This window comes from Bacillus sp. AK124 (assembly GCF_053903085.1).
The window spans coordinates 3834092-3847633 of the sequence record NZ_CP096378.1 but is presented as its reverse complement, the minus strand read 5'-3'; the positions used below and the strand labels follow the sequence as shown (position 1 = coordinate 3847633).

The 13542-nt window shown below is 45.7% G+C and carries 11 protein-coding genes and 2 pseudogenes; 8 read left to right on the top strand and 5 right to left on the bottom strand.

Features of this window, described 5'->3' with window-relative positions:
• Positions 1-5: 5 nt before the first annotated feature.
• Positions 6-1112 (top strand): GerAB/ArcD/ProY family transporter, encoded by a 1107-nt coding sequence (locus M1E06_RS19320; RefSeq protein ID WP_035337219.1) that lies wholly within the window; start codon positions 6-8, stop codon positions 1110-1112.
• Positions 1113-1167: 55 nt separating this feature from the next.
• Positions 1168-1896 carry a MerR family transcriptional regulator gene (locus tag M1E06_RS19315; RefSeq protein WP_035337217.1) on the top strand — a complete coding sequence of 243 codons (729 nt, stop codon included), beginning with the start codon at positions 1168-1170 and terminating at the stop codon, positions 1894-1896.
• A gap of 32 nt (positions 1897-1928) precedes the next feature.
• On the opposite strand, the gene M1E06_RS19310 is transcribed toward M1E06_RS19315, so the two are convergent.
• Both M1E06_RS19310 and M1E06_RS19305 read right to left on the bottom strand, forming a co-directional pair.
• Complete coding sequence (locus M1E06_RS19310) at positions 1929-2612, bottom strand: ABC transporter ATP-binding protein (RefSeq protein WP_035337215.1); 684 nt, start codon at positions 2610-2612, stop codon at positions 1929-1931.
• A 15-nt stretch (positions 2613-2627) separates the two neighbouring features.
• A complete protein-coding gene (locus M1E06_RS19305; RefSeq protein ID WP_216904316.1) occupies positions 2628-4067 on the bottom strand; it encodes an ABC transporter permease in 1440 nt (479 codons plus the stop codon).
• A 217-nt stretch (positions 4068-4284) separates the two neighbouring features.
• Between M1E06_RS19305 and M1E06_RS19300 the strand changes: the two genes are divergently transcribed.
• Together M1E06_RS19300 and M1E06_RS19295 are read left to right on the top strand one after the other, a co-directional pair.
• Positions 4285-4971, top strand: coding sequence for a response regulator transcription factor (locus M1E06_RS19300; protein ID WP_020450166.1), 687 nt, complete (start codon positions 4285-4287; stop codon positions 4969-4971).
• Positions 4961-6388, top strand: a complete 1428-nt coding sequence (locus M1E06_RS19295) for a sensor histidine kinase (protein ID WP_039073204.1) — start codon at positions 4961-4963, stop codon at positions 6386-6388. Before M1E06_RS19300 ends, M1E06_RS19295 begins: the two co-directional genes overlap by 11 nt.
• 31 nt (positions 6389-6419) lie before the next feature.
• On the opposite strand, the pseudogene M1E06_RS19290 reads toward M1E06_RS19295, so the two are convergent.
• The 3 genes and pseudogenes from M1E06_RS19290 to M1E06_RS19280 form a co-directional block, all read right to left on the bottom strand.
• Positions 6420-7061: pseudogene (locus tag M1E06_RS19290) on the bottom strand (methyl-accepting chemotaxis protein); the annotation flags it as partial.
• A gap of 357 nt (positions 7062-7418) precedes the next feature.
• A pseudogene (locus M1E06_RS19285) lies at positions 7419-8138 on the bottom strand (MCP four helix bundle domain-containing protein); the annotation flags it as partial.
• Between the two features lie 134 nt (positions 8139-8272).
• The gene (locus M1E06_RS19280; RefSeq protein ID WP_026580545.1) at positions 8273-9634 is read right to left on the bottom strand and encodes an aspartate kinase; all 1362 of its coding nucleotides are present in this window, start codon (positions 9632-9634) and stop codon (positions 8273-8275) included.
• 277 nt (positions 9635-9911) lie between these two features.
• Here M1E06_RS19280 and M1E06_RS19275 point away from each other — a divergent pair, with 277 nt between their 5' ends.
• From M1E06_RS19275 to M1E06_RS19260, 4 genes are read left to right on the top strand one after another with little or no spacing between them, the layout of a single operon-like run.
• Positions 9912-10865, top strand: coding sequence for an ABC transporter permease (locus M1E06_RS19275; RefSeq protein WP_026580546.1), 954 nt, complete (start codon positions 9912-9914; stop codon positions 10863-10865).
• On the top strand, positions 10855-11799 hold the full coding sequence (locus tag M1E06_RS19270) for an iron chelate uptake ABC transporter family permease subunit (protein ID WP_020450171.1): 945 nt from the start codon (positions 10855-10857) through the stop codon (positions 11797-11799). Before M1E06_RS19275 ends, M1E06_RS19270 begins: the two co-directional genes overlap by 11 nt.
• Positions 11799-12557 (top strand): iron ABC transporter ATP-binding protein, encoded by a 759-nt coding sequence (locus M1E06_RS19265; RefSeq protein ID WP_025810135.1) that lies wholly within the window; start codon positions 11799-11801, stop codon positions 12555-12557. Before M1E06_RS19270 ends, M1E06_RS19265 begins: the two co-directional genes overlap by 1 nt.
• Positions 12558-12571: 14 nt before the next feature.
• The gene (locus tag M1E06_RS19260; RefSeq protein ID WP_023855630.1) at positions 12572-13519 is read left to right on the top strand and encodes a siderophore ABC transporter substrate-binding protein; all 948 of its coding nucleotides are present in this window, start codon (positions 12572-12574) and stop codon (positions 13517-13519) included.
• Positions 13520-13542: the final 23 nt, after the last annotated feature.

Genomic DNA, 13542 nt, shown 5'->3' with positions numbered 1-13542 from the left:
TTTAAATGGAGAAAGCAAAAATCAGTGCTTCACAGCTGTTCGTGCTGATTGTTTTGTTTGAACTCAGCAGCTCGCTGCTGATTTTTCCGGGACAATCTGCAGAACAGGACGCCTGGATCGCGATCTTGTTCGGAACAGCCGGGGGACTGGCTTTGTTTATGATGCACCACTTTTTCTACCAAGTGAATCCTGATGCCTCTCCCTATGAAACGCTGATGAATATTTTTGGAAAACCGGTTGGCTGGGGCCTGACTTTTATCTACATTGTTTATTATTGTTATATTGCGGCAAGGGTTCTGCGCGATTTTGGCGAAATGCTGCTGACATCGGCTTATCCGAATACGCCGATTATCTTCGCGAATGGTTTGTTGATTGCAGTTTGTATTTTTACCGTGAGGAAAGGAATCGAAGTCCTGGCCCGTTCAGGGGAGCTGCTGTTTGGCATCATGTTTTGGCTCGCTGTCACGGGCCTCATCTTAATTGTTTCGTCAGGCTTGATTAAACCGAAAGAGCTTTTGCCCATTCTCGGAAACGGCCCCGGTCCGATGCTTCATGCCGTGTTCACGCAAACGCTGTATTTTCCGTTTGGCGAAATTATCGTCTTTACATTGATCCTGCCGTATTTAAAAGAAAAGAAACAGGCGAAAAAAGCGGGGCTGTTGGGAATCGCCATCAGCGGCATCATCCTGGCTTTTAATGTGGCATTGAACATCAGCGTGCTTGGCGTCGACCTCAATATGAGGTCGCGCTTCCCATTGCTGAGTACGATCCAGACGATTCAAGTAGCCGAATTTCTGGACAGGCTTGATGTATTTTTCATGCTCGTGTTGGTAATTGGCGGTTTTTTTAAGATGAGCATTTTCATGTATGCCGTAACCGAAGGCGTGACCGTCTTATTCAAGCTTAAAAACCCATCCAAAATCGTTCATGTCATCGGCATTATCATTTTGATTTTATCTGTCTCCATTGCCAGCAACATTTCGGAGCATGTCAAAGAAGGAATCGAGTTTGTTCCTTTATATGTCCATTTGCCGATGCAGGTGATCCTTCCCGCTTTTATTTGCCTAGTCGCTTATGTAAAAATGAAAAAAAATAAAAAAAAGGCCGTGTAATGGATTGACCCCGCCCTTAGGGCACCCTTTAACATGACAGACGAGGTGAAGTTTGATGCTCTATACGGTAAAAGAAGTGGCCGGGTTGGCGAATATCACGATCAAAACGCTGTACCACTACCATAAAATCGGCCTTTTATGCCCCGCGGAAGTGACGGATGCCGGCTACCGCCTGTACGGGGTAAAAGAGCTGGAACGGCTGCAGCATATCTTGTTTTATCGGGAGCTCGAATTTCCGCTCAAGGAAATTAAGCAAATACTGGACGGCAAAGCTGATCGGTTGACGATTTTGTCTGAGCAGAAACGTCTTTTTTCTGCCCGTTTGGACAGGATAAAACAGCTGATTTCTACGATCGATCTCTCGATTCAGCAGGCCGGGAAAGGAGAAGCAATGGATCAATCAAAAATGTTTAAAGGGTTTTCAAGCAGCAGGGAATGGGAGGACGCACTCGCTGAACAGAACCGCTATTTGAAGGAGGCATATGACGTCGATTTGTTGAAAGGAGAACCGATCATCGCGGAAGAAATGAATGAAAAAGCTGAAGAGGCGGCCCGTTTTATGAATGGAATGGCCGAAGCGCTCAGAGATGGAGTCAAACACGACCATGAACAAGTAAAGACCGCTATTAAACGGCACCTCAAGTTTTTAGGGATCACACCCGGTGATTTTCAGACGCAGACACGCTTCTTTATCGAAGATGATTTTCATCGCGGGATGCTTGAAAATCAGCAAACCGGCCTCTCGTATTATTTGGCGGCTGCTGCAGAAGCTTTTGCTTCATAATAAAAGAAGGGGAACGGCTCATGCCGTTCCTCTTATCCTGCGGATCTGCGGTTTTTGACGGTAAAGCCGCCCCTTGAAAGCCGGATGTTGACATCGGATACTTTTGCGATCTGTTCATCATGGGTGACCATGATGACACATTTGTTTTCTTGGTGGGCAAGGTTTTGGAAGAGCCGGACGATGTCCTTTGATGTATTTTCATCCAAGTTGCCTGTCGGTTCATCGGCGACGATTAAGTCCGTGTCACAGCAGAACGCTCTGATGATGGAGACACGCTGCTGCTGGCCGCCGCTTAATGTCAGTACTTTCTGTCTGGCCTGCTTTTCGCCGATGCCGACTTTTTCGAGCATCTCCAAAGCGTATTGTTCTTTGTTTTTGACCTGAGATCCGGTAATTTCCATGGCCGATGTGATATTTTGGAGAGCCGTCATATACGGCAGCAGGTTATACGATTGAAAAACGATCGATACATTTTGATTGCGGAAGCTGGTCAGCCCGATTTTTGAAATGTTTTCTCCTTTATACAGGATGTCTCCCTCTTTTGGTACATCAAGTCCGCCTGCCAGCGATAAAAAGGTCGTTTTGCCGGAGCCGGAAGTCCCGACAATCGTATATAAGAGCCCTTGGCTGAATTGAATGCTGATCTTTTCGAAAAGAGGCTGATTCTGATTTTTATACCAATAGCCGACATTCTGAAATTCTAAAATAGTACCCATGATCTTCACTTCTTTCTATTCTTGTTTTGATAAAATCGTTTTCGGATGGAGCCTTAAAACAGATATTGACGGAAGGAGCGTCGCGAACAGCGCGATTAAAAGGCCGATGCCGCCGAGTGCCATCAAGTCCCCGAAGGATACTTGGATGTCGAGCTGATCAATGGCTGAGACTTGAGCGGTACTTTGTCCGAATAAGCCTCCGCCGCCTGGACCCATCATTCCGCCTGCAGACTGGCTAGCTGACGTTTGTTCGATTTGCTGGCTCAAGAGCTGATTCCCGATTTGCCCGGCAATCAAGCTGCCGGTTAATGCTGAGATGCCGATGGCAAGCACTGCGATCATTAAGATTTCGGTCAAAAACTGTCCGACGAGTTTCCAGCGTTTTTCACCGATCGCCATCAGAACGCCCATTTCGTATTTTCTCTCCCTGATTGACATCATGACGATCAGTCCGAGGATCACCGCTCCGGCGATTGTGACGAGATAGACGACATTTTTCGAGAAGGACGCGACATTTTCAATCGGGCCGACCATCTGCTGGTACAATTGGTCATTGGCGTCCAATGTAAATGTATCCAAATCAATGCCTGTTTTCTTGGCAGCCGCAATGAAAGCGTCGATGTTGGAGGGGTCGTCCATATTGTAGACCGCTTCATCAATCGCGTTTTGATCATCGTCGCCTTTTAAGGCCGATGCCGCCGTATATGGTGTGTAGATTTTGTTATAAGGGTTTAAAAAGGCGAAGTTTTGCGCTTGATTGTCTCCGGATGAAGTCGTTTGATAGATTCCGACGATTTTCAAATTGATCGTTGTAGCTTCATCGCTGCTCGTTTTGACTTTGATCGTATCGCCGACTTTCAGAGCGTTTTCTTCGGCAAGCGTTTCTTCAATCACGGCGACTTTTTTATTCACATCATCCTTTGTTAAAGCACGGCCTTCCGTGATCTTGGACGTCCCGTTGGAAAATTCGTCGACAAGGGCTGTGCTTGTCACACCTTCGATTGATACGTCAGCCTGCATCATTTGCCGGCCGCCCTGTTCATTGCCGCCCGGTCCGGCCGGCTGCTCGCTGTTTGAGGCCGAAGAATCCTCGTCACCGCTTTCGATCGGATCGAAATTGTCCGCTAAAGCAGACGTAGAGGAGATGTAGTTATAGCTTTTGACATGGTCAAGGCCCGCAAGCTTCTCGGCTGATTTAACAGAAACGGGGGTCGATTCAAACCTTTTCCGTTCTCCTGATTCCTGCTGTTCTTTCATCATTTTTTCCCTGTCAACTTTGAGCGTGACGCTGCCTCCAAGCTGCTCCCTTGCCAGTTCGCTCGATTTCACGGCCGCCGACTGGATCGTAATTCCTGTCAGCACGAGCACGCAAATCATCGTGAAAACAAACAATTGTAAAAGTGTTTTTCCTTTTTTCGCTTTCATGCTCCAAAAGGCTCGTTTGAAAAAATTCATAACGCGTGATTCCTCCGTATCTATTTCATTTATTATGGCTGCGAAGTCAAACGGCAACAGGACTTTTGCCTTATGCTTGATTTCATCTTAGCCGCTACTTATGAATAAATTATGACCAAACTGTTGCCAGTCCTTTAAATGTTCATAATGGAATTGAGAAATGGCTGAGCCCTGTGTAAAATGAATCTAACGTTTGTCTAGCGGAGGCATATTGACGATGAAAATATTAATGATTGAGGATAATTTAAGCGTATGTACAATGACAGAAATGTTTTTTGCAAAAGAAGGATTTGAAACAGAGTTCGTCCATGACGGACTTGAAGGATATAACCGTTTTAAATCGGATGATTGGGATTTGTTGATCATCGATATCATGCTGCCGTCCATGGACGGGGTCACGATCTGCAAAAAGGTCAGGGAAGAGAGCACGGTTCCGATTATTATGCTGACGGCAAAAGATACGGAATCAGACCAGGTGCTCGGTTTTGAGCTCGGAGCTGATGATTATGTGACAAAGCCGTTCAGCCCTTTGGCGCTTGTGGCGAGAATCAAAGCGGTGAGCCGGAGGTATCAAAGTGCCGGCCCGCAGGATTCCGCTGACAGCGACTCGCTTGAAACGGAACATTTTAAAATCAATAAAAAAACGAGAGAAGTGTTTTTGGACGGCGTTCAAATTCAAAATTTGACGCCTAAGGAGTTCGATTTATTGTATTACCTGGTGCAAAGTCCAAAACAGGTTTTCTCAAGGGAGCAGCTGCTTGAGCAGGTTTGGGGATATCAATTCTACGGAGACGAGCGGACGGTTGATGTTCATATTAAAAGGCTGAGAAAAAAGCTTGGCAGCGACTCGCGGCCGTTTCTTTATACCGTATGGGGAGTAGGGTACAAGTTCGATGAAGATTAAGTATCTCTATCAGCTGCTGGCCAGTCACATCACTATATTAATCATGGCTTTTCTCATTACCGGGGCGCTGTTTTCCCACTTTGTCAAAGACTTTGCATACGAAAGCAAAGTCGATGAGCTGTCTTCATACGGCTATCGCATCATGGGCGAAATGGAGATGCGGCCAAAAGGCGCACCGGCCATTATGAAGCCGTTTGAGGAAATTTTGCGAAGCAGGAAGATCAGCTTCTTTCTTTTTAATGAAAAGAAAGAGGTCTTGATGACGCCGGCCGATTTGCGGCCGCGAAAGCTGCTGCTCAGTGATGAAGAATGGAAAGAGCTTAAAGATGGAAAGGCCGTGGTCGTCAAAACCGATTTTAACCGTTTTAATGAGGAAGTATCGGTTGTGGCGCTGCCCAACATCGTCAACAATGAATTTCAGGGAGGCATTCTGCTGACCGCTCCGATCAGCGGGACCGAGGAAATGATCAGCGACATGAACCGCTTTATGCTCTTTACGGCGGCGGGTGTTATCTTAGTCGCTATTCTTCTAAGCTGGCTGACGTCCAAATTCCATGTCGCCCGCATTCAGAAGCTCCGCGATGCAACGAAAAAAGTCGCCGCCGGAGATTATGACATCCATATCGAAAACCGCAATAAGGATGAGATCGGTGATTTGGGCGACGATTTTAACATTATGGCCCGCAAGTTAAAAAGCTCAAGCGAAGAAATCGACCGGCTTGAAAAGCGAAGAAGGCAGTTTATCACTGACGTCTCACATGAGCTGAAGACGCCGCTGACGACGATCAGCGGTTTAGTGGAAGGGATGAACAGCCAGACGATACCCGAAGATCAGCAGGATAAATGTATGAAGCTGATTACGGAGGAGACAAAAAGGCTGATTCGCCTCGTCAACGAAAACCTTGATTATGAAAAAATCCGTTCCAATCAGATTACACTGCAAAAACTGCATTATCCGCTGATCGAAGTGTTTGAAATCATTAAAGAGCAGCTGGCGCTTCAGGCTGAGGAGAAACAGAATCAGCTGATCCTCGATGTGGAGGATCATGTGATGGTCAATGCCGATTACGACCGGCTCATCCAGATACTCGTCAATATTACGAAAAACAGTATTCAATTCACAACGAACGGAACCGTTTGGCTGAGAGGCCGGGAAGACTATAAGGAGACGGTGATCGAAATAGAGGATACCGGAATCGGCATTGATGAAAAGGATATTGAAAACATTTGGGATCGTTTTTATAAAGCAGATTTATCACGGACGAACACCCCTTACGGAGAATACGGGCTGGGGCTGTCGATCGTCAGACAGCTCGTCGCCCTGCACAACGGTACGGTAGAGATTGAAAGTGAGAAAAACAAAGGAACAAAATTTATCATCCGTCTGCCGCTGACAGCGAGAGATGATGATGAATAGAAACCCGCCAGACAGCGTCTGGCGGGTTTTGTTAATCTTTAATTTTGAATTTCTGGATCAGGTGCTGCAGCTCTTCGGCGTTTTGCGCGAGAATCTGTGATGCGGCGGCGATTTCTTCCATTGAAGCAAGCTGCTCCTGAGTTGCCGCACTAACCGTTTGCGTGCCTCCCGCTGCTGTTTCGGCTACTTCTTTGACGCCGGAAATGGCGGTTTCGATTTCGCTTGCGCCGGCTGTCAGGTTTTTCACCAAGTTTGTCACGTCATTGATCTGTGTGACGACCTCCGTAATCGAGTTTTCGATTTTTTGGAACGCGCCTCCCGCTTCATGAACGACGACAAGTCCTTCTTTGACTTCGCCGGTTGCCGAAATGACCGAGTTCATTGTCTGCTTCGTATCGTTTTGAATGATCGTAATCAATCTTGTAATCTGTTCTGCTGAGCGGGCCGATTGCTCGGCTAATTTCCTGACTTCATCCGCGACGACGGCAAAGCCTTTTCCTTGTTCTCCCGCCCGGGCCGCTTCAATGGCCGCGTTTAAAGCAAGCAGGTTCGTTTGTTCAGCGATGCTCGTAATCACTTCGGTAATATTTCCGATCTCATTGGAACGCTCTGTTAAATGTTTAAATGCTTCTGAGAGCGAGACGACCGTTTCATTAATAGACTTCATTTGAGTGCTCACTTTATCAATGGCTTTCGTGCCTTCAAGCGACATCTTCGCCGTCTGGTCAGCGGTGGCGGCCGCTTTTTCGGCATTTGAAGAAATTCTTCCGGCAAACTCGGTCATTCCCATAATAACGGTTCTGCTGTTTTCAACGCTTTCCACCTGCTGATCGGAGCCTACTGCAAGCTCCTGGATCGTTGTTGAGATGTACTCGCTCGCCTTTGTGCTTTCATCCGCACTGGCGCTCAGCTCTTGTGATGAAGAAGCAACTTGGTGCGACGTTTCGCCGACCGTTTCAATGATCGAACGGACGCCTGCTACCATTTTGTTAAATGATGATGTCAGCAATCCCAATTCATCTTTCGATTGATATGTTCCTTTGACAGTAAAATCGCCTTGCTCAGTTTCTGCGAACAGCGCCTGAATGTCTTTGATCGGCTTTGTGATCAGCCTTGTCATTAAGAGGCCGATCGAGATGGATAAAACAAGCGCTACAGCAATGACAATGATGAGAAGCGTGATGATTGAACCGGCTTCTTTAGAATCCTGCTGATAGATTGTTTTGGCGTTATCAGCATTTAAGGTTTGAATGTCTTCAATGAGCTGGTTGACCGTTTCTCTTTGAGGCTCCATCTTTTTTAGATAGACGTCATATGCTTTATCATTTTCGTTCTTCACCGCCAAGCTGAGCATCTCGCTGCTGATATCTTGCAATTTCTTGTATTCGGTTTTGAAATTTTCGTATTTTTTAGAGACGTTGTCCATTAATTTCAGCTGATCGATTTTTTCCATTAAGGTGCTGTTTTCTTCGTTTTTTTCCTTAATGTGTTTTTGCAATGTTTCATTTCGATCGTTGTCTTTCGTCACCATCAGCTCGAATTTGTACGTATCAATATCAAGGTTGTTCGCTTTTAAATTTGCAAACAACTGGTTGGGAACCAATTGATCTTGATAGATGATCTCTGAACCTTTGGAAAGCTTGTTCAGCCCGCCTATCCCCTGGATGCCGACAATCGACAAAGCCAGCGCTGAAATGATAATGATGACAAATAGTTTGCTTCTGATTTTTATATTTTTCAACAGATTCATAAGTGTTCTCCCATCAGTTTATTTACTTTACATATCGGCTTTCAAAACGGTTTTGTGAATGAATTTAAGGCAGGCAATTTTAGGGAAGGGTATATTTTCTGACAGCAAAAAAACCCCATAAAAAAAGGGGTTTTTTAAACGAGAACTTTTGCGAAAAATTCCTGGTATAACGCGCGGACCGCTTGTTTTTCCTGAGCTTCCTTAACGCCGAACATCATGCTGACTTCCGAGGAGCCCTGGTTGATCATTTCGATGTTGACGCGCGCATCGGACAATGCTTTTGACGCTCTTGCCGTCGTTCCGACGTTATGGCGCATGGCTTCGCCGACGACCATAATCAGGGCAATATTGTGTTCAATCGTCACTTCATCGGCATCCAGTTCTTCCTTGATCCGTTTGATTATCCGCTTTTCTGCTGCTTGATCCATTTGATCCTGCCTTAAAATGATCGTAATATCATCAATGCCGGATGGAATGTGTTCATACGTCAGTCCGTCATCTTCAAGGATTTGCAGAACGCGGCGTCCGAAGCCGATTTCGCGGTTCATTAAATATTTGCTGATGTAAATGCTGCAAAATCCGCTGTCGCTGGCGATCCCGACGACAGGTCCGTTCGTATTGTCGCGTGTGGTGACAACTCTTGTCCCCTCCGCGTCCGGATTGTTTGTATTTTTGATCTGAACCGGTATGCGCGCCCGGAAAGCAGGGATCAATGCTTCATCATGAAAGACGGAAAAGCCTGCATACGACAACTCCCTCATTTCCCGGTATGTCAGCTCGCGGATTTCTTTCGGGTTGGATACGATCGCCGGGTTGACAGAATAAACGGCGTCAACGTCAGTGAAGTTTTCATACAACTCGGCTTTCAATCCATTCGCTAAAATGGAACCTGTAATGTCAGAACCGCTCCGCGAAAACGTCATGACTTCGCCTTCCCGGCTGAATCCGAAGAAGCCGGGAAAGATGATGATGCCCTTTTGCTGTCTCAGCTGAAACAGATTGTCATACGACTCGGGCAGGACTTGTGCGTTGCCTGGCTCGCTCGTCACAAACAGCCCGGCGTCTTTTGGACTGACATAGTGCGCTTCAACTCCCTGGTGCCTGAAGTAAGCCGCTACCAATTTGGCATTGTTATCTTCGCCGCTTGCTTTGACCGCATCGATAAACCGTTCCGGATTTGTTTTATCACCTTCGAGCAGCTGAAGCAGGTCGGCCCGGATCCGGTCGATCACGACATCGTCAAGTCCGAGCTCAAGCGCGATATCGGCATATCGTCCGACAATCGCCTCAACCAGATCGGGCGCTTTTTTTGATGATAAGTACTGTTCGGCGCATTCGATTAAAAGGTCCGTTACTTTCGTATCCTCGGGGTGCCGTTTTCCGGGTGCTGATACAACGACGGCCTTCCTTTCCGGATCAGAAGTGACAATTTGAAATACTTTCTCTAGCTGAGCCCCTGAAGCGAGCGAGCTGCCCCCAAATTTAACGACTTTCATTTGTTACATCTCCCAAAGTTTAAATTTTCGAAATAAATTTAATCTTAATTATTGCGCTTTTTACAAGAAGAATCAAGGTTTTTCTTTCGGGAATGAACAAATGTATTTTTGAGGAGGACTAAAGATGGGGAAATCGCATGGTTTCAACCTTTGTATCTATTAATCTTATTGACTATGTCAGAAAAAATGGTAAGATATATGAAGACCCTTATTGATAATGATAATCATTAACGTCGGCGGAGGGGTTTGCTTTGTTGTGCAAGGAGGCTACTGCAGCATGAAATTACGATACTTATTGCTAATGCTCATCATTCTTTCAATCAGCTCGATATTCATCGGCGTTAAGGAGCTTTCGCCTCTTGATCTTTTCCGCTTTAACGAGGACGAAATTCAAACGCTTTACATAAGTAGAATTCCGCGCTTGATTAGCATCGTGCTTGCGGGAATGAGCTTGAGCATTTGCGGGCTGATCATGCAGCAGCTGACGCGCAATAAATTTGTTTCACCGACCACCGCTGGAACGATGGATTGGGCGAGGCTCGGTGTGATCATTGCGATCGTGCTTTTTTCGTCTGCAGGAATTGTGGTTAAAATACTGTTTGCCTTTGTTTTTGCACTGTTTGGCAGTTTTTTGTTCGTCAAAATTTTGGACAGAATCAAGTTCAAAGATGCGATCTTCATCCCTCTCGTCGGTATGATGCTCGGAAGTGTTGTCAGCGCCATCTCCACCTTCATGGCTTATCAGTACAATATCATTCAAAACGTCAATGCATGGTTTGAAGGGAATTTTTCGCTGGTCATGAAGGGGAGGTATGAGCTCTTATTTCTGAGTATACCGCTCGTTATCATTGCCTATCTGTTCGCCAATAAATTTACGTTGGCCGGGATGGGGGAGTCTTTTTCCATCAATCTTGGATTGAATTATAAGCGGGTGGTCAATATCGGATTGATCATCGTATCTATTATTTCGTCCGTCGTCATCCTGACGGTCGGTACGCTTCCCTTTTTGGGATTGATCATCCCGAACATCGTGTCCATCTACAGGGGAGATCATTTGAAAAACAGCCTGCCTCATACGGCGGTTCTCGGAGCCGTTTTTGTCTTGTTTTGCGATATAGCGGGACGTCTCGTCATTTACCCGTACGAAATTTCGGTTGGTTTGATGGTCGGCATCATCGGGAGCGGCGTTTTTCTTTACTTGCTTTTAAGGAGAAAAGCCTATGCGTCATAAACAGAAAATGCTTATACTCATCGTGATAGCGGCAGCCTGCATCGGCTTGTTTCTGTTCTACGGATTGCCGTCTGTATGGGAATATGCGCTTCCGCGGAGGTTTGCCAAAGTTTTTGCGATCATCGTTGTCGGTACAGCCATTGCGTATTCGTCGATGATTTTCCAAACGATCACAAACAACAGAATTTTGACGCCGAGCATTCTCGGACTCGATTCTCTCTATGTTCTGCTGCAAACCGGGATTATTTACTTTTTCGGTGCAGCCAAACTTGCCGATCTTGGTAAAAACGGCAATTTTTTATTGTCAACCGGTTTGATGGTCTGTTTTTCATTTGTGTTGTTTTTCCTGATGTTTCGCCGCGGGGGAAGGCACATCTTCTTGCTGCTGTTAGTTGGAATCGTATGCGGCACATTGTTCAGAAGCCTGTCATCCTTTATGCAAATGCTGATCGATCCGAACGAGTTTCAAGTTGTTCAAAACAAGATGTTTGCCAGCTTCAACAATTTGAACACGGACATTTTAATGCTTGCTTCGCTCATCATTCTGGCGATTCTCGTTTACGCTTGGCGGTATAATCCGTACTTTGATGTCATTTCGCTCGGCAGGGATCAAGCCGTCAACCTCGGAATCGATTACGACCGGACGGTGAAGAAAATGCTGATCGTCGTCGCCGTTCTCGTCTCCGTGTCTACTGCACTTGTAGGGCCGATCACATTTTTGGGGCTGCTCGTCGTCAATGTGGCGCGGGAAGTATTTAAAACGTATAAGCACAGCGTCCTGATTCCCGGAGCGGTTTTGTTCAGCATCATTGCGCTTGTCGGGGGCCAGTTCATTGTTGAAAAACTGTTTGGTTTAACGGTGACGCTTGTTGTGATCATTGATTTTATCGGCGGGATTTATTTTATTTACCTGTTGCTGAAGGAGCGTAAATGATGATAGAAGTACGAGATATCATGAAACAATTCGGAGAGCAGACCGTTGTTCATCCCACGACTTTAACGATAAAAAAAGGAATGATCACGTCCTTCATCGGACCGAACGGAGCGGGGAAAAGCACGCTTTTGTCCATCATCAGCAGGCTGATCGGCATGGACGCCGGAAAAGTGCTGATTGACGGCAAGGAAATCAGCGCATACAAAAGCAATGATTTAGCCAAAAAAATCAGCATTTTAAAGCAGTCCAACCAGATCAACATCAGGCTGACTGTCAGGGAGCTCGTCAGTTTCGGCAGATTTCCTTATTCACAGGGAAGGCTCTCGAAAGAGGACTGGGTATATGTCGACGAAGCGATTGATTATATGAAGCTGAGAGAGATTGAGCATAAACACCTCGATCAGTTGAGCGGCGGCCAGTGCCAGCGTGCTTTTATCGCAATGGTCATCGCTCAGGATACCGACTATATATTGCTTGATGAACCATTAAATAACCTCGATATGAAACATTCAGTAGAGATAATGAAGCTCTTGAAAGACCTTGTCGAAAATCGCGGTAAAACGATCGTCATTGTCATTCATGACATTAATTTTGCCTCGGTTTATTCAGACAGAATCGCAGCCCTGAAAAACGGGCGGATTGTAAAAGAGGGGCCGGCCGAAGACATTATCCAAACGCCGGTGCTGAAAGACATCTATGATATGGACATTCCGATCCAACAAATCGGAGACCAAAAAATCTGTGTATATTTTAAATGATGAGGTGACTTGAATTGAAAAAACTATCTTTATTGATTATGGCATTGATAACCGTTCTTGTCGTATCCGCCTGCGGAAACAAAGCTGCTGATACAGATGCAAAATCTTCCTCTAAAAAAGAAACCGTCACAATTAAACATAACAGCGGTACAACAGATGTACCGAAAAACCCGAAAAAAGTCGTTGTCTTCAACTTTGGAATGCTTGACACGCTTGACGAGCTTGGCTTGAGCGATCGCGTTGTCGGCCTTCCGAAACAAACCCTCCCGTCTTACTTGAAAAAATACAAAGACAGTAAATACGAAAGCGTCGGCGGACTAAAAGAGCCTGATTTTGAAAAAATTGCAGAGCTTGACCCCGATTTGATCATCATCGAAGGCAGACAGTCTGAGCAGTATGACGAGTTTAAAAGGATCGCACCGACGATCGACATCGAGCTTGACCAGAAGAACTACATGAACAGTTTTAAAGAAAATACCGAAAATATTGGAAAAATCTTCGGTAAAGAAGATGCTGTCAAAGAAGCTCTTGCGAAAATCGATGATAAAGTAGAGAAAGCCAACAAGCTTGCGAAAGAAAAAGGCGGCAAAGGATTGGTCGTCTTAACAAGCGATAAACAAATCAGCGCATATGGAAGCGGCTCAAGATTCGGTTTGATCCATGATGTGCTCGGCGTTGAACCTGTCGACAAAAACATCGAGGCTTCCCTTCACGGTCAAAGCGTCTCTTCCGAGTATATTTCTGAAAAGAACCCTGATTACCTGTTTGTCATCGACCGAAGCGCTGCCATCGGCGAAAAAGGAACAGCAAAAGAAGTCATTGAAAATGAAATTGTAAAATCAACAAAAGCTTATAAAAAGAGCCATATCACATATCTTGATCCAGGTTACTGGTACCTGTCAGGCGGAGGTCTTGAGTCCGTATCTGAAATGGTGACAGAAGTTGAAAATGGATTAAAATAAAAGAGCGAGGCTGCCGGTGTATA

Coding starts and splice junctions, on each gene's coding strand:
- M1E06_RS19320 (WP_035337219.1), top strand. CDS start 6: ATGGAGAAAGCAAAAATCAGTGCTTCACAGCTGTTCGTGCTGATTGTT.
- M1E06_RS19315 (WP_035337217.1), top strand. CDS start 1,168: ATGCTCTATACGGTAAAAGAAGTGGCCGGGTTGGCGAATATCACGATC.
- M1E06_RS19310 (WP_035337215.1), bottom strand. CDS start 2,612: ATGGGTACTATTTTAGAATTTCAGAATGTCGGCTATTGGTATAAAAAT.
- M1E06_RS19305 (WP_216904316.1), bottom strand. CDS start 4,067: ATGAATTTTTTCAAACGAGCCTTTTGGAGCATGAAAGCGAAAAAAGGA.
- M1E06_RS19300 (WP_020450166.1), top strand. CDS start 4,285: ATGAAAATATTAATGATTGAGGATAATTTAAGCGTATGTACAATGACA.
- M1E06_RS19295 (WP_039073204.1), top strand. CDS start 4,961: ATGAAGATTAAGTATCTCTATCAGCTGCTGGCCAGTCACATCACTATA.
- M1E06_RS19280 (WP_026580545.1), bottom strand. CDS start 9,634: ATGAAAGTCGTTAAATTTGGGGGCAGCTCGCTCGCTTCAGGGGCTCAG.
- M1E06_RS19275 (WP_026580546.1), top strand. CDS start 9,912: ATGAAATTACGATACTTATTGCTAATGCTCATCATTCTTTCAATCAGC.
- M1E06_RS19270 (WP_020450171.1), top strand. CDS start 10,855: ATGCGTCATAAACAGAAAATGCTTATACTCATCGTGATAGCGGCAGCC.
- M1E06_RS19265 (WP_025810135.1), top strand. CDS start 11,799: ATGATAGAAGTACGAGATATCATGAAACAATTCGGAGAGCAGACCGTT.